Genomic DNA, 22815 nt, shown 5'->3' on the forward strand with positions numbered 1-22815 from the left:
GGCGGCGGGAGAAAAGACATGGCTGTGTGGTCTACGGCGCCAGGCAGTGGAGCGATATCGCGCTGAACCGTGACAACAAGCGCATGGCCGACCACTGGCCCCGGCGCCCGCAGAGCGAAGAAAACCGCCGTCAATGGCGCGTTCCGGATTGTTCCCGGGCGTCCGTCCAAGACCCCGACGCACCGAATTCATCAACACTCGTCACCGAGGAGGACCACCATGTCGTCCGTGCTCATCACTGGCGCGTCCAAAGGAATCGGCCGAGCCATCGCCGTCGAACTGGCAAAGCGCGGCCATCGGGTGATCGCCACCGCCCGCCGGCCGGAAACCCTGGCCGACCTCCCCGTGGACCGGCGTCTGCGCCTCGATGTCACCGACCAGGACAGCGTCGACCAGGCCATCAAGGACGCCGGTGAGATCGACGTACTGGTCAGCAACGCCGGCGCGACGGTGCGCGCGCCGCTGGAGACCGTCCCGCTCGCGGAGGTCGAACGGCTCTACCAGCTCAACACCTTGGGCGCGCTGCGAGTCGCGCAGGGGGTGCTGCCGGCGATGCGGAAAAGGGGATCCGGGCGCCTCGTCTTCATCTCCAGCGTCCAGGGACGACTGGTGCTGCCGATCATCGGCCCGTACGGCGCGAGCAAGTGGGCGCTGGAGGCGATCGCCGAGACACTGGCCATTGAGACGGGCCACTTCGGCGTCAAGGTGAGCATCGTGCAGCCGGGCGCCGTGTCCACGAACGGTGCCGCGCAGGCCAAGACGTTCTTCGAGGAAGACGACCCTTACGCCCCGCTGTATCAGCAGCTCAGCGCTCTGCGCGGCGAGGTCGTCACCTCCGAGGAGGTGGCCGTCGTCGTGGCCGACACCATCGAGCGGCCTGAGCCTCCCCTGCGCGTGCCGGCCGGAGCTCCCGCCGAGCGAGCCCTGAGGGCTCGCAAGGAGGCCCCTGAGAACGAGCCGTTCGTACCGGCCGAGCTCGATTGGTAGCAGTCGGTCTGGTAGCAGTCGGTCGAGATCAGGTGTCTCCGAACAGGGCCGGTGACACTACGACGGGCCCGTGAGGGAGGTCAGCGCTCTGCTGCACGGGGGTACGAGAGAGACTCCCAGCGGTCCAGCTCGGCCAGGCGGTCACGCATGTGGACAACCGCTCTTATTGCGGAGTTGGAGTCCTTGGGGCGTCCGCGACGGGCGTGTGGTCATCGAGCCAGTCGAAGATCTTTTCGAAGGCGTACCGCTGTCCACCGACGCGGCAGTGCGCACCAGCTCCCTCAACGTCAGTAAGCCTCAGCAGCGTCTTGTCGTTTGTTGTTAGATGGTCGAACACTTCCTCGGGCTGCCCCTTGAAGAAGAGGTCGTCTTCTGCCTCGCAGATCAACGCCGCACAGTCGATCCGCTCTGCGACGCCGTCGCGCGCATTGAAGTCCATCGCCCGGGCGGCGTACTCCCGTGGTGTGCGACCGCCCATGACACACATCCCGTGCGTGATCGCCCAGCGTGCGGTGGGGCTCGATTCGAAGGCTCTAGCAAGTTCCTCGTCTATCTCCGGTGCTTCCGGCGCCTTCACTGCCGCGCGCGATTTTGTGCGGTCGCCTTCGAGGAAGCGTGTGATGAGCACACTGAAGTCGTACACGCCGTCGACGGCCATCACGGCTTTGATGCGTAGGTCGCGAGGATGCGCGGGTCCCTCGGGTTTCCGTGCAGGAAGAACTCAGCCGTGCGGTAGTAGTTCGAGGCCCGCAGGTAGCTGTCCCGGGCCGTGATCACATGTCCCTGGGAACGGGCCTCGTCCGCGACGGCACTGATACGCGCGGCGGTGGCGTTCCACTCGTCGAACCAACTGTCGTAGTCTCCGGGCTTGATTCGCTCGACGGTGGCCTCCACCTCCGCGAAGTCAGCGCCGCCGTAGGTGATATGCCCCAGCGAACGCAGTGTCTCGTACCAGAAAGTTCTCATCTTGCGGGAAGATCAAACGACGCACGGTCGCTCCTGATGTGGATGGCGCGCCGGGCCACAGCCTGCGCGGTCCGCGTCCGCCAGATGTGCGCCGGCACCTTCGAAGCCGCTTACGTGCCATGGAGCCGGCGCCCGCTGGTACCTGGGCGATCTAGCGTCTGTCCGATGACCTGGCGTCCCTCCGTCCGGCGACCTGTTGCCGCGAGGATCTGCCGGCGTTTCGCTCAAGACGAGGCGGAGTCCGCTGCCGAGGCCGCGGGACCGGAGGCCCATCTGAGGGTCACAGGTTCCGTCCTGCGGGGCCGAGCAGCGTGCGGAGGCACTACGTCCACGCAGGTCTGGTGGCCGTCTGGCCTGCAGCGGCTGCGGCCGTACTGTTCACCCGGCTCGAGTGTGTTTTCCAGCACGATAGAACCGTCAACAGCCGTCCGCAGGTGCGGAGGGCTACGGGTCGCCCTCCAGGCCGAAGTGATCAACGTGTTCGTCGCTCCACTTCACTGGCTGGATGGCAAGCGGAGGGATGCCGGGACCGCTGATGAGGTCACGCGCACGTTTCCTTCCTGAACGCCGCGCTTCCGCACATGCACGTAGCGTCGCCATCCTGGGTTGGTTGTCCTGCCAAGGAGACGGTCCGGTTCGATGGCAAGCTGTGCGACGACGGATCGACGACGAGACCTATGTGACCGCCGCGCTCACCACCACGCGCGGAAGCAACCGGGTCGCCGTCTCCAGCCGTGGCACGTCCGAAGGCCGGTACGAGCCGGTGTCCCGGCCCAGACGGATGAGGAAGAACGCCGGCAGGCCGTTGATTCCCTCACGTCGCGAAAGCAGTTGGGTGATCAATCGGTCAACCTCAGGGCACCGAGTCAGGACAGAGCGAGGACGCAGAACTCATGGCCCTCCGGGTCGGTCAGGCACGTCCACGGGACGTCGCCCTGGCCGAGGTCCAGGTCGGTGGCGCCGAGGGCCCGCAGCCGGGCCACCTCCGCCGTTTTGTCGTCACCGGGGTACGGCAGCAGATCAAGATGGATGCGGTCCGGCACGGTCTTCACGTCGGGCGTGCGGAGGAATTCGAGATACGGGCCGACCCCCTTGGCGGAGCGCAGCACCGCTTGGTCGTCGGTCACCTCGTGCAGGGTCCAGTCCATCGCCTCGCCCCAGAACCGGGCCATGGCCCGGGGATCCGCACAGTCGACCACCACCGCGGCGATCGGCCCGGTGTCCCGGTAGACCTCCCGGGGCTCCAGCACGCAGAACTCGCTGCCCTCCGGGTCGGCGAGGACCGTCCACGGCACTTCGCCCTGGCCCACATCGGCGGGCGTCGCGCCGAGGGCCCGGAGGCGTGCGACCAACTCCGTCTGATGGGCCGCGGAGGTGGTGGCGAGGTCGAGGTGCACACGATTCTTGACCGCTGTCTTGGGTTCCGGGACGGGAACGACATCGACACCGACGGCGACCGGGTCCGGCCAGACGAGGCCGCCGGCAGGTCCGACGTAGGTGGTCACGCCGGGACTGTAAGCACTCCAGCCGAGCGCCTCCGCCCAGAACCGGCCTACCGCCAAGGCGTCAAGAGCCTTTATGTTCACCTGAACAGGTCGCATTGCCATGCGGACGATCCTATGCACCCGCTCCGCAACGGTATCCGGACCGTCCCCAATCCGAGATCAGCTCTCTGGCCGACGGGCCAAGGCAGCGGCCGGCCCGCCGACGAGTGCCGCATCGAGAGTGTCGAGAGTTACGAGGCCAACCGCCCAGGTGCGTTGTGACCAGAGCTGGTCGATCCGCAGGAGTGAGCGGCAGCCCGACCAGGAGCCCAATTCCCGTACCGGTATAGTTTGACCGGTATAGTTATTGGTTGCATGAGAAGGGCACCCCGTGATCGAGATCCTGAACCCCACCCTACTGGCCCGGGCCAAAGACACGGGTGCCCTGGTCGCCGACATCCTGCAGACGCTGAAGAGCCGCAGCACGATCGGCACGAACCTTCTGGACATCGACCGGTGGGCCAAGGCAATGATCGTCGAGGCCGGAGCGCAGTCCTGCTATGTCGACTACGAACCGTCCTTCGGACGCGGCCCGTTCGGCCACTACATCTGCACGGCCGTCAATGACGCCGTACTCCACGGACGGCCACACGATCACACGCTTGCCGACGGCGACCTGCTGACACTCGACCTCGCCGTCTCCAGAGGCGGAGTCGCCGCAGACGCCGCCATCAGCTTCATCGTGGGCGACACGAAGCCCCCGGAGAGCGTCGCGCTGATCAGTGCGACCGAACGTGCGCTGGCCGCGGGGATCGCCGCTGCCGGGCCCGGGGCTCGTATCGGCGACATCTCCCATGCCATCGGCACGGTCCTCCGCGAGGCGGGGTACCCGATCAACACCGAGTTCGGAGGTCATGGCATCGGATCGACGATGCACCAGGACCCGCACGTTTCGAACACCGGACGGCCCGGCCGTGGATACAAACTGCGCCCCGGGCTGCTGCTGGCGCTGGAACCGTGGGTCATGGCGGACACCGCTCAACTCGTCACCGATGCCGACGGGTGGACGCTCCGAAGTGCGACAGGCTGCCGGACAGCACACAGTGAGCACACCATCGCCATCACCGACGACGGAGCCGAAATCCTCACCTTGCCGACGCAGGCGCGGCCCTGAGTTCGGAGCCCCATGCAGGGCGGCTGTGGGGCCAGGTCCGCGAGCAGCCACGTAGTCGCTGTGCCGGCTCATGGCCCCGGTGTGGCGTCGGCCGTGGGCTGGATCCGCTGGAGCATCTGTTCCATGACGGAGACGGGCAATGCCGGGTGCTGGGCCGCGGCTTGCGCCGTATCGGTGTCCTTCAGCAGCCCGATCAGCACCCGCGCGGGCAGTCCGGGGTGCCGGGCGGCCGTGTCGCGCACCCACTCGTACGGGTCGTCCAGCAGCCGCACCGCCGACTCGGGCGTCAGACGGGGGTCGGTGGCGGCCCAGTGCCGGACTTCCTCATCACTGTCCCGGCTGAACCGCTCGACCAGCTCGGCGGTCGACTCCGGGTCGTCCAGGGCCAGTTGACGCATCCGTGGGTTCGGGTCGTCGGCGTAACGGAGCACGCCGTGACGGGGGAAGTTCGGGTGGCCGTGGGGGCGATCGGGGGTGCTGAGGCTGCCCGTCCACCACTGCCACACTCTCAGCAGCATGTCCGCGGGTGCGTCGTCGCAGGATTCCGCGAGGAAGAGCTGGACGACCCGGTCCTCATCGCGGGCGAGGCGTTCGACGACGTCCGGTGGGAGGCGTCGGGCCCGGGCGACGCTTCGTCGTACGAGAGGGTGGGCGGAGGCGGCCAAGCGGCGCATGGCGCCGGGGTCCTGGTGCAGCGCCACGACCCAGTCGAGCGGGTAGTGGCGGCCGCGCGGGTCGAAGTCGATGGGGATGTCCGCCCGTTGTTCCTCGGTGAGGTCGGGGCGTATGGCCACCACGGAACGGACGCTCTCGTCGGGGTCCCGGGCAAGGAGCAGCACCAGGTCCGGGTCCAGGTGCGGGTTGCCCGCGAGGGAGCAGCGCTGGGCCGGGTCGCCGTGGTGGGCCAGGTACTCGGCGAGGCCGCGCTCCAGACGGCACGTACCCACCGCGCGGTCTGCGAGTTCCGCCGTGTCAAAGACCGACGGGGGCATCGGGTGCTGCTGGTGGTACTGGAGCAGTGCTTCGACGCGGACCTTGCCGTCGGCGTCGGCCAGCAGCGCGCGCCGGGTCGCGGTGTCCAGATGGGGCCAGGCCCTCCGGCAGGCCAGGGCTCGTACGGACGGGTCGACGTCGACGGCCAGGGCGATGAGTACCGATACGGGCAGGCCGTAAAGGCGAGCGGTCTCTTCGCGGACGCGTGCGGACGGGTCCGCTGCGAGCTGCTCGTACACGGCGTCGGTGAGTTCGACACGCCGGTCTGCCGCGAGCATGGTGAGGATCCACCGGTGCCGGGATTCCTCTTCGTCCAGGATCAGGCGGGCCCACTGTTCAGTGGTGATGTTCGGCTGCGCCTCGGCCAGCAACTGCCGCAGCTTCCGCTCCGGGTGGACCATGGCCGCCTCGACGACCGCCGTCGGCAGTGGGCGCCACAGGAGGTAGTGCGACAGGCCCAGGAGGCGGGCGCGGAGGTGATCGGGGGTGGCGGGGTTGAGGCACAGCCCGTCCGCCCACATCTGCCGCAGCCTTGTCGAAGGCCCCGGTCCCTGGAGCAGTGCCGCCCAAGCGGCTTCCCGCTCCCGAGGGGTTTCCTGGGCTGCCGCCCGCGCGGCTGCCTCCTGCCGCTCCCCGATGTGGTCCAGCAGGGTGAACCAGACCTCGTCCTCTTCGGTGGTCACCCCGAGCAGGGTGCTGCCGTCCGTCGCGAGGGTGATGAACTCCGGCTGCCCGGGGCGCTCACCGAGGACTCCGGCGAGGTCCCACTGACCGGTGAGCCGCACCCGCGTCCAGCGCCTGGGCGCACAGCCCGTCCAGTGGCCGGCGACATCGATGAGGAATACGCCGTCCTCGCCGATGATCCCCTTGCCGGCCGCGAGCCGGTGCCACTGCGCGTTGAGCTCGGCGATCAGGCCGGGCAGGTCCTCCCGCACAGCCATCGTCGGCTTGGCGTCGCCCGAGACGACCGACCGCCAGGCTGCCCGGGGCGGCAGTACCTGCTCGGTCCGACGGTCCCCCACGACTTCCAGCCCCGCACGCCGCAACAGCTCCAAGAGCTCGCCATCCCCACCCGTCATGGGAGCCCATCGTGCCCGAAGCGGCTCTCCGTCTGCTCAACGGGTCTTCTCAACAACCAGTGCCGCGACCTGCGCGGCTTCGGGAACCGGGGCCGATGCGCCTTCGCGCCCCACGTACCCTCTTCACCGTGGCAGCCTCACCCCTGCGTCGTGTCGCCGTCCTCGTGCTCGAAGGCGCAAAGCCTCTCGATGTCGGTATTCCCGCGCAGGTCTTCACGACCCGCGCGAGCATGCCGTACGAGGTGCGGGTGTGCGGCGCGGCGCCAGGTCTCGTGGCCGGCGGTGACGGCCTGTCGTACTACGTCGCCCATGGCATCGACGCACTCGCGTGGGCCGACATCGTCTTCATTCCCGGCTACCGGCACCCGGACCGTGACGATCCGCCGCCGGTCATCGTCGACGCGCTGATCGCCGCCCACGATCGGGGCGCGCGGCTCGCCGCCATCTCGACGGGCGCCTTCGCGCTCGCCGCCACGGGCCTGCTCGACGGCAAGCGCGCCACGACGCACTGGCACTACACACGGGCACTCGCGGCGAAGCGTCCGCTCGTCCGGGTCGACGCGAACGTTCTGTTCGTCGACGAGGGCAGTGTGCTGACATCGGCCGGCGCCGCCTCGGGCCTCGACCTGTGCCTGCACATCCTGCGCGGCGATCTGGGGGTGGCCGCGTCAAACCACGCCGCCCGGCGCCTGGTGGCGGCCCCCTACCGCAGCGGCGGTCAGGCACAGTACGTACCGCGCAGTGTGCCCGAGTCGCTCGGCGAGCGGTTCGCCGCCACCCGGGAGTGGGCGCTGCACCGGCTCGGCGAGCCCCTCACCCTTGAAGCGCTCGCCCGGCACGCGGCGGTGTCGCCCCGCACGTTCTCGCGGCGCTTCGTGGAGGACACGGGGTACACACCGATGCAGTGGGTCATGCGTGCCCGTATCGACGTGGCCCGTGAGCTGCTCGAACGTTCGGAGCGGGGCATCGAGCAGATCGCCGCCGACGCCGGGCTCGGCACCGGCGCGAATCTGCGGCTGCACTTCCAGCGGATCCTCGGCACGACGCCGAGCGAGTACCGGCGTACCTTCGCCCAGGGCGAGTAGCCCGTCGCCACCACGTGGCGTGATCCTTTTGGACCGTGGCGACCACGCCGCTGTCACCAGCGGATGCCGCGCGAGAACCTGATGGCGAACCCGGAAAGGACACCCCTCATGACTCGCATCGCCATCAACGGATTCGGCCGCATCGGACGCAATGTGCTGCGCGCGCTGCTCGAACGCGACAGCGGCTTGGAGGTCGTCGCCGTCAATGACCTCACGGAGCCCGCCACCCTCGCTCGGCTGCTCGCCTACGACACGACGGCGGGCCGGCTCGGCCGCCCGGTGACTGCCGACGGCGACGCGCTCGTCGTCGACGGCCGCCGCATCACCGTGCTCGCCGAGCGCGAGCCGGCGCAGCTTCCGTGGGCCGAGCTCGGCGTCGACATCGTGCTTGAGGCGACCGGCCGCTTCACGTCGGCCACGGCAGCCCGCGCTCATATCGGCGCGGGCGCGAAAAGGGTACTTGTCAGCGCGCCGGCGGACGGCGCCGATGTCACACTCGCGTTCGGGATCAACACCGACACGTACGACCCGGCGGCGCACACGGTCGTCTCGAACGCCTCGTGCACGACCAACGCGCTCGCGCCGCTGGCCGCGGTGCTGGACGGTCTCGCCGGCATCGAGCACGGCTTCATGACGACGGTGCACGCCTACACGCAGGAGCAGAACCTGCAGGACGGTCCGCACCGCGACGCCCGCCGCGCTCGGGCCGCCGCTGTCAACATCGTGCCGACGACGACGGGCGCCGCCAAGGCGATCGGACTCGTGCTGCCGAACCTCGACGGCAAGCTGTCTGGCGACTCGATCCGGGTGCCGGTTCCGGTCGGTTCGATCGTGGAACTCAACACGACCGTCGCTCGCGACGTGACGCGCGACGAGGTGCTGGCGGCGTACCGCACCGCGGCGGAGGGGCCGCTCGCCGGTGTCCTCGAGTACTCGGATGACCCGCTCGTGTCGTCCGACATCACGGGCAACCCGGCCTCGTCGATCTTCGACTCGGCTCTCACCCGCGTCGACGGCCGCCACGTAAAGGTGGTGGCCTGGTACGACAACGAGTGGGGCTTCTCGAACCGCGTGGTCGACACGCTCGAACTCCTCGCCGCGAGTTGACCGGGAAACCGGGGCAGCGAACACCAGTGGTCGGTCGCGTCGTGTACTCGTCCACTGGTGCGCGGGGTCTTGATCAGCGATTCCGTGCGCATGCGGCGCCTGAACGGCGACGAAGTCGAGGGGCAACCGCGCAGCTCCGGCGGCCGGACATGCACGTGTGCCCTTCGACCGAGCAGCCGAAGTCGGCGTTGTCGCCGAGTTGAGGCAATGCCGCGTGCCGGTCCGGCCCTGACCCGAAGGCGCGGGTGTCGTACCCCGGCGCTAGCATCCGCCCGTGAATCCAGAATTTCTGCGGTCTCTCGGTATTCCGCTGCCGTCCGGTGCCATGATCACGTCCGATGAGGGTGACGGCGATGTCCAGCCCCTGTGGCTGAGCGACACGCCGGCCTCCGCCGGTCTCTGGGCGCAGATACGGGAAGCTCACGGCGACTCCGGTCTGTGGCCTCTCCTGCTCGTCCCTCTGGAGCATGACCAGGAGTTCCGGCCCTGGGCGTCGGGTGAACTGTTCCCGGAGCGCGTGTCCTCGCCGGAGAGCCACGATCCGTCCACGGTTCTTGCGCAATGGTGGAAGGAACACACCGATTTCGACGACGACGACAATTTGTCACGAGCCGATCGTCTGGCCGTCACAGCGCCCTTCGAACAGGCCTGGCCGGGCCTCGCCCCGGCCCGCGAAAGCGCATTGGACCCGGACGAGACGGCAGCCGAGTACGCCGGGGTTTTTGTCTCCGAGCACCCCGGTGCCCGGCTCGGTCTGGTGCAAGCCCCTCGGGGAGCTGACGCACTTGCCGCTGTCGGCTGGGGCGGCCCGGTCAACTACGACGACACCGGCAAATACGCCGCAGTCGTACGGAGCTGGGAAGAGCGCTTCGGCGCACGCGTCGTAGCGGTCGGCTTCGGAACCCTTCATCTGAGCATCGCCGCGCCGCCGGCCGACCACGAGGACGCGTTGGCGGTCGCGGCCGAGCACTTCGCGTTCTGTCCGGACAACGTCTGGCAGCGACGACACCCGCCGACTTTGGCCGCCTACGCGGATCAGCTCATCGGCATGAATTGCTGGGAATTCTGGTGGGACTGACCGGCCAAGGGGTGCGGCCTTCGCCGTACCCGGTCGAGGCCACCCAGGTCGCGGACGCCGCCGGATCCCCGCGGTGACGGCGGAGGGGCGCAGGTCAGGTGAAGGCCTGCATGATCTTGTCGTGGATCAGGCGGAGCTGCGTGTTCACATCGGCCGCACCCGCCAGATCGCGGCCGGTGAAGGCCTTGACGAGGCTGCGGTCGGTGATGGCGCAGATCATGTGGTTGACGCCGCTGGGTGCGATCTCCCGCTGGATCTTCTCCAGACACTCCTCGGGGGTGCCCGCTATGGAGAGGCGTTCGGCGATCGCGGGCGTGGTCAGCTCGATGCCTCGGGCCAGGTCACCCGCTGCGATGGCGTCGATGACCGGTTTCACCTCGCCCGGATCGACCCCGTTGCGGAGCAGCTGTTCCTCGGGCATCGAGGAGGCGTAGATGCCCACCATGCTGCGGGCCGCGTCCTTGGCGGCCGCGGAGTCGGGCCCGGTGGCGAAGACGACCCAGGCGCCTATGTCCAGTGACCGCCAGTCCTTCCCCGCCCGCTCGGCCCCGGCCCGGATGTGCCGTACCGCGTATTCGTACGCCTCCCGCGTATAGCTCAGCGCGTGATGGCAGCCGTCGGACAACTCCCCCGCCGCTTCGAAGGACTTGGGCCCGCGCATCGCGCCGAGCTTGAGCGGCACACGCTCCTGGACGGGGCGGGCGAAGGTGAACAGCCCGTTGTAGGTGAAGAACTCGCCGTCGTACGAGATGGCGCCCTCGTCCAGCACCGTACGCACCACATGCAGCGCCTCCTTGACCCGTGACAACGGCCGGGCCCGGGCCCACTCGATGCCGTACTGGGCCAGCAGCCCGAAGTTCCCGCTGGACAGCACGCCCTCGGCCCGCCCGCCGGACAGCTCGTCAAGTGTCGCCAGGGCCTGGGCGATCAGGGTGGGCTCCCGGAGCGTTACGGGGGAGACGCTCGGGCCGAGGCGGATCTGGCTGGTCTGGCCCGCGGCCGCGGCGAAGAGCAGCCACAGGTCTTTGTGCCAGGTCTCGTCAGCGGCATAACACGCGTGGAAGCCCAGCTCATCGGCGAGCCTGATCGAGGCCAGTGACTCCTGGAGCGGATAGTCGGGGAGCATCGCGTAGCTGAATTTCACGGGCGCCGCCTTCCGTAGCGGGAACGGGCGGTATGAACCGCCGGGCCGGTTACCTCACCCGAGAGTGTGGACGCGATCCGCCAACTGTCCAGTGCCACAACACAGTTGATCAGTACGGGACCAGGCACTCACCGCTCCGGACCGCCCACACACGTCGCACAGGCACTCGGCCGGGCAGGCCCGGAACAGCCTGCCCGGCCACACGGAAAAGCCGGTCAGGCGCGGACGCGCTCCACGGAGACGACGTCGTAGTCCGTCTCGGGTGTCGGTGCCTCGACGTCGAAGCGGGCGTTGGGGAGATAGATACGGTCGCCGTGGACGGCGGCCGTCGTCGGGACGCGGAAGTGCTCCGGGTCGGTGATACGGGTGACCGCGGTGCCCCTCGTACCGGCGGCGTCGAGCCGCAGAACGTCAATCGCGTTCTGGCGCTGCTGCACGACATAGAGGAGACGGCCGAGGAGGAGCAGGCCGTCGCCGTTGGGCAGGAGGAGCGGGCCGATGTCCACTCTGCGCGCCACCCCGGTACGGGGATTCACCCGCATCAGGCTGCCCCCGTCGGCGAAGTCGTTGACCACCAGCAGTGCACGGCCGTCCGGTGTCGCGGTAATGCCGTTCCCGGTGATGACCGCCCCCTGGACCCAGTCGCCGGACAGCGGCACGGTGACGACCCGGTCCGCGGGCTCGCCCCGCCGGCCGAGCGGCAGCTTGTAGAGCTGCGGTTCGAACGAGTCCGTGAACCAGGCGGCATCGGGCGTCAGGAACACATCATTGACCAGCGTCAGGTCCGTGCCCACGGAGAAGGTCTTCGTGATCCTGCCCGTACGGAGGTCGGCGATCCGGATCTCGCCGCTCGCCCCGCCGCACAGGAACAGCCTGCCCCAGGCATCGATCTTGAGTCCGGCGACGGGGTGTTCGGGACCGGGCCCCTGGATGACGATCCGGCCTCTGCCGGTCGCGAGGTTCGCACGGTACACAGCGCCGTGCGCCATCGATCCGAAATAGGCGTACGGCTCCGAACCGATGGTGATGCCCTCGGGCCGGAAACCGTCCGGCAGGGGAAACCGGGCCGGCCACCGCCTCCGCACAGATGCCGCGGCGGCCGCCGTACCGCCCGGCGGACCCACAAGCGCCGCACCACCCACAGCGGCAGCGGCTCCGAACAAACTCCGCCGCGCGAAAGAACGTTGCATGACGAGCGTCCTCCCAAGAATCCGGTACACGTCCCCCACACCCCACCACACACCCCGGCCGCATACACGGATTGACCGGAACACACCCGCATCCGTCTCCTCACCGATGACGGCCCATCAGACCGCTGCCGGGTGCGCCCCGGAGATCGGGATTTCGGACGGGTTGTGCGCCTGGCACTGTCCGGACGGTGCCAGGCGCACCGTCCGGACACGGAAGCGCCAGGACCGTTGACGGGTCCCCGGGGCGGTGGCACCATCCCACCGCCCAGCACGCCGAAGAAAAGTTCACATGGCGAACGAGCGTCAAGGGAAGGGGTCCTCGCGATGCAGCCGCGGACAACCGACGCGGGATCGAGCGGGCCGGTCACCGGCGGAGAACGCCGGGTCTGGCAGCCTTACCACACACTCTGGGCCGTGCTTCTCGGCGGCTGGCTCTTCAGCTATGCCGACCGCGCCATCACCGGTCCGGTCGTGACCTGGCTGATCAACAACGACATCGGCCTGATCGGCGGGTCCAGCCATCCCCACGCGCTCGGCGGGCTCATCGGCAGTCTCTTCTTCGCGGGCTACATGCTCACCCAGTACCCCGGCGGCTACCTCGGCGACCGGTACGGCCACCGTGCGATGCTCGCGATATCCCTGGTCTGGGCCGGCGTGACGACCGTACTGACCGGCCTGGTCACCGGTCTGATCGTGTTCGTCGCGCTGCGCGTGCTGACCGGGCTCGGCGAGGGCGTCTTCTACTCCAACGACCGCACCCTGATCGCCAAGCACTCGCCACCGGGCAAGGTCAGTCTCGGCATGGGCGTCGTCATCACCGGGCTCTCGCTCGGCCTGACCATCGCCACGATCGGCGCCCCGTACCTCCTCGACTGGGGCGTCGACTCCTTCGGGAAGGAGGACGGCTGGCGCATGCCGTTCCTGGTCCTCGGCGGTGCCACCCTGCTCTTCGGCTTCGTGATGGTGCCGTACCTGCGCCGTCTCGGCGGGCCGCTCAAGGCGGGCGGCTCCACCGTGCGGCTGCTGGGCATATCGGCGCTCTTCTGCGCCGCGGTCATGGCGGTCTATCTCGTGGCCGACAGCGCAGGCATGCCCGCCTGGGGCGTGGCCGTCGCCGAGACCCTGCTCGCGCTGCTGCTCGTCGGTGTCATCTTCGCACGGCGCGGCGGGCAGGCCGGCGCGATCGTCCGCAACCGGGACGCGATGCTGCTGAGCATCGCCGCCGTCGCCATTCTGTGGAATCTGTGGTTCTTCAGTTTCTGGTCGGTCTCGATCGTCGCCGACGCCGCCCACAGCTCGTTCGCTCAGGCCGCGCTGGTCGCCACCTTCAACGCCGGAGCCGGCATCCTCGGCTTTCCCGCCGGCGGACTGCTCTCCGACTGGGCGAAGACGCGGGGCTGGGGCCGCAGGCCCATGCTGGTCTGGTTCACCCTGATCCAGGGGGTGCTCGTGCTGGCGTTCGGGGCCTATCTGCAGATGGCGGGGAAGCCTTCGCTGGTGGTCATGTCGGTGATGCTCTTCACCGCCAGCCTGTTCTTCAACGCCCTGCAGCCCATGGCTCACGCACTTGTCGCCGAGGTCGTCGAGGAGCATCAGCGGGGAGCCGCGTTCGGCATGTGGAATCTGATCGGCGAGATCGGCGCGGTCATCAGCCCGGCGCTCGGCGGCGCGCTCTTCGACACGTACGGTACGTGGGTCGGGGCCATCTACATCGACGGTGGCCTGATGATCGCCAGCGCGGTGATCTACCTGTACGTACGGGAACAGCGAACGGCATCGCTCGCCCCGGTCTGACCCGACCGCCCGGGCGGCTCCGGGACGCGGGTGAGCAGAAGAAGCGGAACCAGCGCGGCAACAAGTGGCGGAGCGGCAACAGATGAAAGAGGACCGCTGATGCGCACCACCGTCGGCATCGTCGGCGCCGGACCCGCGGGGCTGCTCCTGGCGAGGCTGCTCCACAACGCGGGCATCGACAGCGTCGTCCTGGAGCGCCGCGACCGCGCGTACGTCGAGCACAGGCAGCGTGCCGGCGTCCTCGAACAGGCCACCGTCGACGCCCTCCGCGCCGCCGGGGCGGGGGAACGGATGGACCGCGAGGGCATGCCTCATCACGGCATCGAGCTGCGCTTCAACCGCCGCAGGCACCGCGTCGACTTCTCGTCCCTCACCGGCGGGCGCGGGGTGATGGTGTACGCCCAGACCGAGGTGGTGAAGGACCTCATAGCCCTCCAACTCGCCGACGGCGGCCCGCTGCTGTTCGGCACCGAGGTGACCGCCGTCGAGGGCGCCGGCAGCGACAGCCCCACGATCCGGTATCTGCACGAAGACCGGGAGCAGACACTGACCTGCGACTTCGTCATCGGCTGCGACGGCTTCCACGGTGTGAGCCGCCATGCGGTCCCCGCGTCCGTGCGCACCACGTACGAGCGGACGTACCCCTACTCCTGGCTCGGCATTCTGGCCGAAGCGCCGCCCGTGTACGCGGAGTTGATCTACGCCCACTCGGCGCGCGGCTTCGCACTCGCCAGCATGCGGTCGGCTTCGGTCAGCCGGCTCTACCTCCAGGTGCCCAACGGCACCGATCCCGAGGGCTGGTCCGACGAGCGGATCTGGGACGAACTCGACGCGCGGTTCGCGACGGACACCGACCCCGGATGGAAACTGGAGCGGGGGCCGGTGACGTCCAAGGCGGTGCTGCCGATGCGCAGCCAGGTGACCGAACCCATGTGCCACGGCCGGGTGTTCCTGGCGGGCGACGCGGCCCATATCGTCCCGCCGGCCGGGGCGAAGGGGCTGAACCTGGCCGCCGCCGATGTGATCGTGCTGGCGCGTGCGCTGATCGCATGGCGGCGTACGGGCTCGGCCGAGCTGCTGGACACGTACTCCGACACCTGTCTGCGGCGGGTGTGGCGGGCAGAACACTTCTCGTACTTCATGACGACGACGCTGCATGCCGATCCGGCCCAGTCGGCTTTCGAGACGCGTTTGCAGTTGTCGCAGTTGGAGCGGGTGGCGACGTCACGGCACGCGGCAGCCGAACTGGCCGAGAACTACACGGGTTTGCCGTTGCCCCACTGAGAGGGGCGGGTTGAGAGAGGCGGTTCAGGTACGGTCCCACCGCGGTGGCCTGAGGGCATCAGGAACGTTTCAGTTCGGTGGGGTTGCCCCGCAGTGTGACCCGTATGCCGGTGTCGGTCACCTGAACCGACTTCATGGACATACCGAGCGGATACGCTTTCTGCCGGGGGCTGTTGGACAGCCAGTCCTCGATGGCCTGTCTGTACTGGTCGGGCGCCGGCCGGCCGAAGATGTTCACCCCGTCGAGCACGAAGGCCAGACGGCCCGCGTCGATCTCGGGTCTGAGGCCGACCTCCGCGACTCCGCCCGGTCCCATCTGGAGTGTGAGTGTGCCTGAGCCGGGGTCGGGCCAAACCCCCGCGACCTGGACCTTGCCCTGGCCGACCTGTTGCGCTATCGCACGCGCCGGCACGTCGATCTCGGCCCGTACGCCTCCGATCGTGGTCGTGCCACCACCGAACCGGACATCGTTGAGCCGGATGTGCATGGCCACGTTCTCAAGGCTGCCGATCCTGGCGTTGTCGCTGTTCACGTCCACGGTGTCGATGTGCTTCCGCGCTACCGCGATCAGCGGGAGCGAACCGCCCGGTCGCACGTCGACGTCGTGCCCCAGACTCTTCGACAAGGCGGAGGAGATCCTGTTCTCGATGACCGTACGGGCGACAAGGTCGGCCGCCACGACCAGGATCACGGCAGTGGCGCATGCGAGCAGCGCCGCCGTGAGGAGTCTGTTCTTCGGGAGCCTGCTGAAACGGCTGAGGGGGTGTCGCCGAAAGGGTTTCCGGCGCATCAGGCCCCCTCGCACCGGTCGTCGGACCCCGGCGCGGCGGCGTGGGTCATGTCCGAGGGTCCTTCGGGGTCGAAACGCGGCAGGATCCGGTCGAGCCAGCCGGGGATCCACCAGTTGGTGCCCTTGAACAGATACATCGATGCCGGGCCCAGGAGAAGGCGTACGACGGTGGCGTCGATGATGACACTGACGGCCAGGCCGAGGGAGATCATCTTGATCACGACGCTGTCGGACAGCAGGAAGGCCAGGAACACACTCGTCATGATGAGCGCCGCCGAGGTGATGACACGTGCGGTGGAACTCAGCCCGGCGGCGATACTGGCGTCGTTGTCCCGCGTGTGGATCCAGGCTTCCCTGGCGCGTGAGAGCAGGAACACCTCGTAGTCCATGGAGAGACCGAAGACAATGGCGAACATCATCATCGGGACGTAGGACTCGATGGGAACGGTCTCATGGACCCCGATCCACTCCCCGCCCCAGCCCCACTGGAACACGGCGACCACAACACCGTAGGCGGCGATCGACAGCATGTTGAGGATCGCGGCACTGATCGCGATCACAACGCTCCGGAAGACCAGGAGCAGCAGGAGGAACGCGGCGGCGACGACAACGGCGATGATGAGCGGCAGTCGTTCGACGACGATGTCGGTGAAGGCGATCTGCCCGGCCGTCGTGCCGGTGACATACGCCCGCGCGCCGGCGTTCTCCACCGTCCTGGGCAGCACGGTGTCCTGGAGGGTGTGGGCCAGCTCAGCGGTGGCATCGTCCTGAGGGCCCGTCCTCGGTGTGACGCTGACGGTGAAGAGCGCGTTGTCGGGACTGGTGACGGCGGGGCCCACCGAGGCGACATCGCCGGTGTCCGCGATGGCGTCCCGTACGGAGTCGGCGAGCACCTGGCGGTCGCCGGACGTGGGCGTCTGCTTCGCGTCGAGTTCGACGACAACGGTGAGCGGCCCGTTGGTGCCGGGGCCGAATCCCTCCGTCATCAGGTCGTACGCACGGCGGCTGGTGGTCTGCGCGGGATCGTTGCCCGGGTCCAGGTGTCCGAGATCGATCGACGCGGCGGGGACGGCGAGGATTCCCAGCAGCAGAACGCCGGCCACCAGGCATGCCCGGGGACGCCGCTTGACGTTCGCGGCCCAGCGGGCCCAGATGTCGTCCTGCGCGTCGGGTTCGTCGACCGGGGTACGGACGTGCCACTTGTCGATCTTCGTGCCGACGACTCCGAGGAGAGCGGGTGCCAGTGTGAGAGAGGCGCCGGCCGCAACCACGACGGTGACGGCCGCGGCCGCACCGAGAGTGCCGATGAACACAATGCCTGACGCGTAGAGACCGGCCAGAGCGATGGCCACGGTGACGGCGGCCACGATGACGGCCCGGCCGCTCGTCGACACGGTTCTGCCGAGCACAGTGCCGCCTCCGGTGCCCTGCGGTCGCTATGCGGGATACGGATGCGGTATGTGGATGCGGGACGGAGCGGTCAAGCACTCGCGTCCGGGGCCGACGGGAGCGTGATGGTGAAAGACGCTCCTCCCTCGGGCGAGGTGCCGGCCACACTGATGTCTCCGGCCAGACGGCGGACGAGGCGGTGCACGATGGCCAGACCGAGGCCGCTGCCGACGGGCCGGCTGTCGCGGTAACGGGCATGCAGCGCACGCGGTCGAAAACGATGGGAATGTCGTCGGCGGTCAGGCCGGGCCCACCGTCACGGACCTGGAACCGGGCCCCGCCCGCGGCGTCACACAGAGCGAAGACGAGCTGTTCACCGGGTGGTGTGACGCGCAAGGCGTTCTCGGCAAGTCCGTCGATCACCTGGCGTACCCGGAAACCGTCCGTCGAGAGCTCCAGCGGCCGGCCGGGACCGTCGTAGCGGAACCGCACATCCTGGCCCGCACAGCGTACGGACCATGTCCTGGCCGCCTCCGCGAACAGCGCGTCGAGATCGATCCGCCGCACATCCAGACGGAAGTCGTCCGCGTCCAGCCGGGCGAGATCGAGAAGATCCTTGATGAAGTGTTCGAGACGGCGCGCCTCGGCCAGCACGATGGTGCCGACAGGCGCCACCTCGTCCTCGTCGATCACTCCTTCCGCGAAGGCCTCCGCATAGCCGAGGATGGCCGTCAGCGGTGTGCGCAACTCGTGGGAGACCGACATCAGGAAGTCGTGCTGACGTTTCTCGCTCCCGCGAAGGCCCTGGTCCAGGGCTGTGAGTGCCTCTGCCAGGTCGACGATCTCCCAGTGCCGGCCCGGTTCCACCGTGACTCCCCGCTCCCCGCCGGCGAGCCGCCGGGCCGAGGACGCGGCGCGTTTGACGGGCCGGGTGATGTGCCGGGCCAGCAGACCGCCCCCAGTGTCGCGCCGACCAGGCCGATCGCAGCGGGGAGCAACAGCACACGACGGGTACGAGCCGTCGCGTCGTCGACGGTGGTGAGCGGCTGGGTCAGCACGACGCCACCACCCGCGGAGCTCGGCGCTCCCTCCAGCAGTACCTCCGCTCCGTCCAGCTCGGCAGTGAGAGACACACTCCGTCCCGCGCGCAGCGCCGCGGCCGTCTCACCGTCCACCGCGGTGGCGGAGCTGCCCGTCACCGGCCCCGAACGGTGGCACCAGGGCGAGACGCAGCCCGCTGAAGCCGGCGATGCGCTGTTGCCGGCGCAGCAGCGGCCGCGAGAGCAGTGGTGTGTCGGCCCACACCTTCGCCTGCCGCGACAGGGTCTCACGCTGCTCGGACTCGGTGCTGGAACGCACCAGATGCCAGGCGAAAACGCAGGTGAGAAGCGCGGCCAGGGCCGCGACCAGTGTGGTCGAGGTGATGATGGAACGACTGAGCGTCCGGTGCTTCCGGCCGGACTCCATGACCGACGATCCTCCGCGGAAGTGACTTCGCACACGCCACGCGTTCATGCGCCGAAGGCCGTTGTGAAGAGCAACGGCTGCCGACCGTAGTCGACGGACCGCCCGAGCCGCCACCGCTGGCATACTCGGCCCTGCGGACACACGGGTGCCCGCCAGCAGCGGGAGGTACGCGATGGTGTCGTCGTCGGGGACGGAACCCCGGAGGGTCACGATCCATGACGTCGCCCGGTCCGCCGGGGTGTCCCGTCAGACCGTGTCGCGGGCGCTCAACGACAAGGACGAGATCGACGGCTCCACCAAGCAGCGCGTGCTCGACGCCGCCCGCGAGCTCGGCTACCGGCCGAGCCGGTTCGCCCGCGGGCTGGTCCGGCAGGACACCACCACCATCGGCCTGGTGATCCCGGACCTGCTCAACCCGTTCTTCACCGAGGTCGCCGCAGCCGCGCTGGAGGCGGCCCGGACCCGCGGCTGGCACGTCGTCGTATACGACACCGCGGACAGCGCCGAGGAGGAACTCGGCACACTCCAGGTGATCACCTCGCAAGTGGACGCGGTCGTCGGCTACTTCCGCTGCTCCGAGGACGATCTCGAACGGTTCACCCGTGGCGCCCCGGTGGTGCTGATCGGCCGCGAACACCACACGGCGCGGTTCAGCTCGATCCGGATCGACGGCGAGGAGGGCGTCCGCGCCGCGGTCGCGCACCTGGTGGCGCGCGGGCACCGCCGGATCGGCATGCTCGACCACGACGGCCGCGCCGAGCCGAGCATCCGGCGCGAGTGGTTCACGACGGCCGCGGCGGCGTACGGGATCGACGCCGGCCTGGTGGTCGGCGCGGACCAGTCGGCCGACGGCGGCGGCGCGGCTCTCAGGACTCTGCTCGCCGCCCACCCCGATGTCACCGCGGTCTTCACCTTCAACGACATCATCGCGATCGGCGCCCTGCGCGAGGCGCGCCGGCTCGGCAGGAGCGTCCCGCAGGATCTCGCCGTGATCGGTTTCGACGGCCTGCAGCTCGGCACGCTCGTCGAGCCCCCGCTCTCCAGCGTCGCCCTCGACACACGGAAGCTCGGCGCGCTCGCCATCGACCAGGTCGGGCGCCTGCTGACCGGGATCGATCCGCTCGGGGCCGACGGTCTGGTCGTCCGGGCCGAGCTGCGGCCCGGCGGCTCCGCTTAACCTGCCGGACTCGTGCGCGACCGAAAGCCTTGACACTCGGCCGCACCGAAGCGCAGACTTCCGACCAATTCACAAAGGCCCCGTGAGCGCTCCCGTGAGCGTTCACGTGAACGCTCACGGGAGTCACGCACACCGATCAAGTACACATGGAATACATGGTCTCCTGCCCGCCACGGCGCTCGGCGCTGAACCGACACCGTTGCGTCCTTGTCCATTCCAACCAGAAGGCATCCCGCCTGAGGTGTCAACGTCGACCCGTCTAGCGCCGTCGCTAGTCGTCCTCTGGAACGGAAGATATGAGCAGCACAGTCACGCGTATCCGCCTAGCCGCCGTCGCCGCGGCAGCCAGTATCGCCGTACTCGCCGGGTGCTCGTCGCCCGCTCCGTCGGGTGACGACGCGTCCGAGGCCCCCTGTGCGCCCGCGAAGGGCAAGGTCACACTCCAGTACTGGAACACCGTTCCGGGCATGGACCAGGTCGTCGCCCTGTGGAACAAGAAGAACCCGGACATCCAGGTCGAGACGAAGAACATCTCCAACGACCAGTACGGCACGATCGGCAACGCCCTCAAGGCGGGCAAGGCTCCGGAGCTGGCTCAGGTCGGTTACGACGAACTCCCCAATCTGCGCTCCCAGAACGCCTTCGTGGACGCCTCGGCGTGCAAAGCGGCCACCGCGGCCGAGTCGAAGTTCGTGCCGTGGACCTGGTCGCAGGCCAGCTTCGGCGGTACCGGTGTGTTCGCCTTCCCGCAGGACACCGGCCCGATGGCCCTCTTTGTGCGCGGCGACATCTTCAAGCAGCACGGCCTCACGATTCCGAAGACCTGGGACGAGTACGCGGCGGACGCGCAGAAGCTGCACAGCGCGGACCCCAGCCTCACCATCACGTCCTTCGACCCGAACAACGCCGAGTGGTTCAACGGACTCCTCTGGCAGAACAGCGCCGAGATGTACGCGTACTCCGGTGACAAGTGGCATGTCTCCGTCGCGTCCGACCAGAGCAAGCAGGTCGCCGAGTACTGGCAGAAGCTGATCGACGCCAAGCTCGTCCGTACCGACCTCGCCCATGGTTCGACCCAGATGTACGCCGCGTACCAGAAGAACCAGCTCGCCACCTATGTCGGCGCCGCCTGGGGCTACAGCATGTTCCGCGACAACCTGCCCGACCAGGCCGGCAAGTGGACCATCGTCCCGATGCCGACCTGGGGTTCGAGCGCCGCGTCCGGCGACTGGGGCGGTTCCACTGTCGCGTTCATGAAGGGCAACAAGCATCTGTACGAGTCGGTCAAGTTCAACTCCTGGCTGAACACCGACCCGGAGGCCCTCGCGCTGGAGAACAAGCTGGGCGGCCTCTACCCGGCGGCCACCGCCGGTGCGAAGCTTCCCGCGCTCTCACAGGGCGTCCCGTACTACAACAACCAGAAGATCTTCGACGTGTTCGCCGACTCGTCCAAGAACATCGACACCGGCTTCACCTGGGGTCCCACCCAGAAGACGGTGAATCTGGCGCTCCAGGACGCGATGGCCAAGGCCACGGCCGGCAGCGGCACCCTCACCGACGCGCTCTCGGCCGCCCAGGCGGCCGCGCTGAAGTCGATGAAGGATCAGGCGATCCCGGCTGTGGCGGGCAAGTGACCGCAGCATGACCGACATCGCAACCCGCGCGACCCATGTGGTGGCGACCTCCGGGGGCCGCCGTCGTCACAACGGCGGCGGCCCCCGGGCCGGCACCATCGCCGCGTTCCTGATCCCGTTCTTCCTCCCGTTCGTGCTGTTCTACCTGGTGCCGATCGCCTACGCGATCTGGGAGAGCTTCCGGGTGGTGCGCCGCACCGGCGGGCAGTACGGCACCTCGTACACGACCTTCGGTGGTTTCGAACAGTATGCGCAGGTCTTCCAGAACACCGAGTTCTGGGCCAGCATCGGCCGGATCGGACTGTTCGGCATCGTGCAGGTGCCGGTCATGCTGTTCATCGCACTGATCATGGCGCTGCTGCTCGACACTCCCCTGTTGAAGATCAAGCCGTTCTTCCGCATCGCCGCGTTCATGCCGTACGCCGTGCCCGGTGTCATCGCCGCGATCACGTGGTCGTACCTCTACTCCCCGCAGCTCAGCCCCGTTGTCGACCTGCTGAAGGGCATCGGCCTCCAGCCCGACTTCCTCGGCCCGGGCGCCGTGCTGTGGTCGGCGGCGAATGTCTCCACCTGGCTCTGGACCGGCTACAACATGCTGATCATGTTCTCGGCACTCCAGTCGATCCCGGAGGAACTCTACGAGGCCGCCAAGCTCGACGGTGCGAGCAACTGGACGATCGCGTGGCAGATCAAAGTCCCGATCATCACTCCGTCGATCATCCTCACCACGGTGTTCTCGATCATCGGCACACTGCAGCTCTATGCCGAGCCGGCCGTGCTGCGCCAGATCTCCTCGAACATCTCCAGCACGTTCACACCGAACATGCTCGCCTACGCGGTGGCCTCCGGAAACAACTACCAGCAGGCAGCGGCGATCTCCGTGGTCATCGCGGTCATCACCTTCGTGTTGAGCTTCGGGTTCATGCGACTGACCTCGAAGAGGGCCGGACTGTGAGCAATCAGCCCCTGATCCGTGAAAGCCGTGTCAGCCGC

Annotated in this window: 20 protein-coding genes and 1 pseudogene; 10 read left to right on the forward strand and 11 right to left on the reverse strand. The window is 68.5% G+C overall.

What is annotated here, in order from left to right; translation table 11 throughout:
* The first annotated feature begins 219 nt into the window (after positions 1 to 219).
* Positions 220 to 987 (forward strand): SDR family oxidoreductase, encoded by a 768-nt coding sequence (locus tag WH07_RS08815; protein ID WP_046497475.1) that lies wholly within the window; start codon positions 220 to 222, stop codon positions 985 to 987.
* Positions 988 to 1150: 163 nt separating this feature from the next.
* On the opposite strand, the gene WH07_RS41015 is transcribed toward WH07_RS08815, so the two are convergent.
* The 3 genes from WH07_RS41015 to WH07_RS08830 form a co-directional block, all read right to left on the reverse strand.
* Positions 1151 to 1645 (reverse strand): hypothetical protein, encoded by a 495-nt coding sequence (locus tag WH07_RS41015; protein ID WP_232788782.1) that lies wholly within the window; start codon positions 1643 to 1645, stop codon positions 1151 to 1153.
* Positions 1645 to 1953, reverse strand: a complete 309-nt coding sequence (locus tag WH07_RS41020) for a hypothetical protein (RefSeq protein WP_046497480.1) — start codon at positions 1951 to 1953, stop codon at positions 1645 to 1647. Before WH07_RS41020 ends, WH07_RS41015 begins: the two co-directional genes overlap by 1 nt.
* An 866-nt stretch (positions 1954 to 2819) precedes the next feature.
* Positions 2820 to 3560: a VOC family protein gene (locus WH07_RS08830; protein ID WP_046497483.1), complete on the reverse strand. Its 741-nt coding sequence runs from the start codon at positions 3558 to 3560 to the stop codon at positions 2820 to 2822.
* 268 nt (positions 3561 to 3828) lie between these two features.
* On the opposite strand from WH07_RS08830, the gene map reads away from it, so the two are divergent.
* On the forward strand, positions 3829 to 4611 hold the full coding sequence (gene map / locus WH07_RS08835; protein ID WP_046497485.1) for a type I methionyl aminopeptidase: 783 nt from the start codon (positions 3829 to 3831) through the stop codon (positions 4609 to 4611).
* 68 nt (positions 4612 to 4679) lie between these two features.
* Here the strand turns inward: map and WH07_RS08840 are convergent, their stop codons facing one another.
* Positions 4680 to 6683, reverse strand: a complete 2004-nt coding sequence (locus WH07_RS08840; protein ID WP_046497487.1) for a hypothetical protein — start codon at positions 6681 to 6683, stop codon at positions 4680 to 4682.
* 128 nt (positions 6684 to 6811) lie between these two features.
* On the opposite strand from WH07_RS08840, the gene WH07_RS08845 reads away from it, so the two are divergent.
* From WH07_RS08845 to WH07_RS08855, 3 genes are all read left to right on the forward strand, one after another.
* Complete coding sequence (locus tag WH07_RS08845; protein ID WP_046497543.1) at positions 6812 to 7768, forward strand: GlxA family transcriptional regulator; 957 nt, start codon at positions 6812 to 6814, stop codon at positions 7766 to 7768.
* A 108-nt stretch (positions 7769 to 7876) separates the two neighbouring features.
* Positions 7877 to 8875: a type I glyceraldehyde-3-phosphate dehydrogenase gene (gene gap / locus WH07_RS08850; RefSeq protein ID WP_046497489.1), complete on the forward strand. Its 999-nt coding sequence runs from the start codon at positions 7877 to 7879 to the stop codon at positions 8873 to 8875.
* A gap of 274 nt (positions 8876 to 9149) precedes the next feature.
* A complete protein-coding gene (locus WH07_RS08855) occupies positions 9150 to 9953 on the forward strand; it encodes a DUF4253 domain-containing protein (protein ID WP_046497491.1) in 804 nt (267 codons plus the stop codon).
* Positions 9954 to 10047: 94 nt separating this feature from the next.
* Here the strand turns inward: WH07_RS08855 and WH07_RS08860 are convergent, their stop codons facing one another.
* Positions 10048 to 11097, reverse strand: coding sequence for an LLM class flavin-dependent oxidoreductase (locus WH07_RS08860; RefSeq protein ID WP_046497493.1), 1050 nt, complete (start codon positions 11095 to 11097; stop codon positions 10048 to 10050).
* A 215-nt stretch (positions 11098 to 11312) separates the two neighbouring features.
* Positions 11313 to 12071, reverse strand: coding sequence for an NHL repeat-containing protein (locus WH07_RS08865; RefSeq protein ID WP_332836348.1), 759 nt, complete (start codon positions 12069 to 12071; stop codon positions 11313 to 11315).
* Positions 12072 to 12611: 540 nt separating this feature from the next.
* Between WH07_RS08865 and WH07_RS08870 the strand changes: the two genes are divergently transcribed.
* Together WH07_RS08870 and WH07_RS08875 are read left to right on the forward strand one after the other, a co-directional pair.
* Entirely contained in the window at positions 12612 to 14081 is a 1470-nt protein-coding gene (locus WH07_RS08870) for an MFS transporter (RefSeq protein WP_046497497.1), read from the forward strand.
* Between the two features lie 99 nt (positions 14082 to 14180).
* Positions 14181 to 15365 carry a 4-hydroxybenzoate 3-monooxygenase gene (locus WH07_RS08875; protein WP_046497499.1) on the forward strand — a complete coding sequence of 395 codons (1185 nt, stop codon included), beginning with the start codon at positions 14181 to 14183 and terminating at the stop codon, positions 15363 to 15365.
* A 58-nt stretch (positions 15366 to 15423) separates the two neighbouring features.
* Here WH07_RS08875 and WH07_RS08880 read toward each other — a convergent pair whose 3' ends face one another.
* The 5 genes and pseudogenes from WH07_RS08880 to WH07_RS08890 all read right to left on the reverse strand — a co-directional run bounded on the left by WH07_RS08880 (position 15424) and on the right by WH07_RS08890 (position 19011).
* The gene (locus WH07_RS08880; RefSeq protein ID WP_079023077.1) at positions 15424 to 16155 is read right to left on the reverse strand and encodes an LmeA family phospholipid-binding protein; all 732 of its coding nucleotides are present in this window, start codon (positions 16153 to 16155) and stop codon (positions 15424 to 15426) included.
* Complete coding sequence (locus WH07_RS08885; RefSeq protein ID WP_052744300.1) at positions 16155 to 17564, reverse strand: MMPL family transporter; 1410 nt, start codon at positions 17562 to 17564, stop codon at positions 16155 to 16157. The genes WH07_RS08880 and WH07_RS08885 overlap by 1 nt, the downstream gene beginning before the upstream one ends.
* A gap of 71 nt (positions 17565 to 17635) precedes the next feature.
* Positions 17636 to 17806, reverse strand: coding sequence for an ATP-binding protein (locus tag WH07_RS42115; protein ID WP_079023078.1), 171 nt, complete (start codon positions 17804 to 17806; stop codon positions 17636 to 17638).
* 383 nt (positions 17807 to 18189) lie between these two features.
* A pseudogene (locus tag WH07_RS42120) lies at positions 18190 to 18495 on the reverse strand (histidine kinase dimerization/phospho-acceptor domain-containing protein); the annotation flags it as partial.
* A gap of 213 nt (positions 18496 to 18708) precedes the next feature.
* Positions 18709 to 19011: a hypothetical protein gene (locus tag WH07_RS08890; protein ID WP_046497503.1), complete on the reverse strand. Its 303-nt coding sequence runs from the start codon at positions 19009 to 19011 to the stop codon at positions 18709 to 18711.
* A 172-nt stretch (positions 19012 to 19183) separates the two neighbouring features.
* Between WH07_RS08890 and WH07_RS08895 the strand changes: the two genes are divergently transcribed.
* The 3 genes from WH07_RS08895 (at position 19184) to WH07_RS08905 (ending at position 22777) form a co-directional block, all read left to right on the forward strand.
* Positions 19184 to 20188 (forward strand): LacI family DNA-binding transcriptional regulator, encoded by a 1005-nt coding sequence (locus WH07_RS08895; RefSeq protein WP_046497504.1) that lies wholly within the window; start codon positions 19184 to 19186, stop codon positions 20186 to 20188.
* A 296-nt stretch (positions 20189 to 20484) separates the two neighbouring features.
* Entirely contained in the window at positions 20485 to 21822 is a 1338-nt protein-coding gene (locus WH07_RS08900; RefSeq protein ID WP_046497506.1) for an ABC transporter substrate-binding protein, read from the forward strand.
* A gap of 7 nt (positions 21823 to 21829) precedes the next feature.
* Positions 21830 to 22777, forward strand: a complete 948-nt coding sequence (locus tag WH07_RS08905) for a carbohydrate ABC transporter permease (protein ID WP_046497508.1) — start codon at positions 21830 to 21832, stop codon at positions 22775 to 22777.
* Positions 22778 to 22815: the final 38 nt, after the last annotated feature.

The organism is Streptomyces odonnellii, from assembly GCF_000981895.1.
In the GTDB taxonomy this organism is placed as follows: Bacteria; Actinomycetota; Actinomycetes; order Streptomycetales; family Streptomycetaceae; genus Streptomyces; species Streptomyces odonnellii.

What these genes read in the sequence shown, in the direction of transcription:
- WH07_RS08880 (WP_079023077.1), bottom strand. Translation starts at nt 16,155, where the DNA reads ATGCGCCGGAAACCCTTTCGGCGACACCCCCTCAGCCGTTTCAGCAGG.
- WH07_RS08900 (WP_046497506.1), top strand. Translation starts at nt 20,485, where the DNA reads ATGAGCAGCACAGTCACGCGTATCCGCCTAGCCGCCGTCGCCGCGGCA.
- WH07_RS08890 (WP_046497503.1), bottom strand. Translation starts at nt 19,011, where the DNA reads ATGGAGTCCGGCCGGAAGCACCGGACGCTCAGTCGTTCCATCATCACC.
- WH07_RS08830 (WP_046497483.1), bottom strand. Translation starts at nt 3,560, where the DNA reads ATGGCAATGCGACCTGTTCAGGTGAACATAAAGGCTCTTGACGCCTTG.
- WH07_RS08895 (WP_046497504.1), top strand. Translation starts at nt 19,184, where the DNA reads ATGGTGTCGTCGTCGGGGACGGAACCCCGGAGGGTCACGATCCATGAC.
- WH07_RS08875 (WP_046497499.1), top strand. Translation starts at nt 14,181, where the DNA reads ATGCGCACCACCGTCGGCATCGTCGGCGCCGGACCCGCGGGGCTGCTC.
- WH07_RS08905 (WP_046497508.1), top strand. Translation starts at nt 21,830, where the DNA reads ATGACCGACATCGCAACCCGCGCGACCCATGTGGTGGCGACCTCCGGG.
- WH07_RS41020 (WP_046497480.1), bottom strand. Translation starts at nt 1,953, where the DNA reads ATGAGAACTTTCTGGTACGAGACACTGCGTTCGCTGGGGCATATCACC.
- gap (WP_046497489.1), top strand. Translation starts at nt 7,877, where the DNA reads ATGACTCGCATCGCCATCAACGGATTCGGCCGCATCGGACGCAATGTG.
- WH07_RS08840 (WP_046497487.1), bottom strand. Translation starts at nt 6,683, where the DNA reads ATGACGGGTGGGGATGGCGAGCTCTTGGAGCTGTTGCGGCGTGCGGGG.
- WH07_RS08870 (WP_046497497.1), top strand. Translation starts at nt 12,612, where the DNA reads ATGCAGCCGCGGACAACCGACGCGGGATCGAGCGGGCCGGTCACCGGC.
- WH07_RS41015 (WP_232788782.1), bottom strand. Translation starts at nt 1,645, where the DNA reads ATGGCCGTCGACGGCGTGTACGACTTCAGTGTGCTCATCACACGCTTC.
- WH07_RS08815 (WP_046497475.1), top strand. Translation starts at nt 220, where the DNA reads ATGTCGTCCGTGCTCATCACTGGCGCGTCCAAAGGAATCGGCCGAGCC.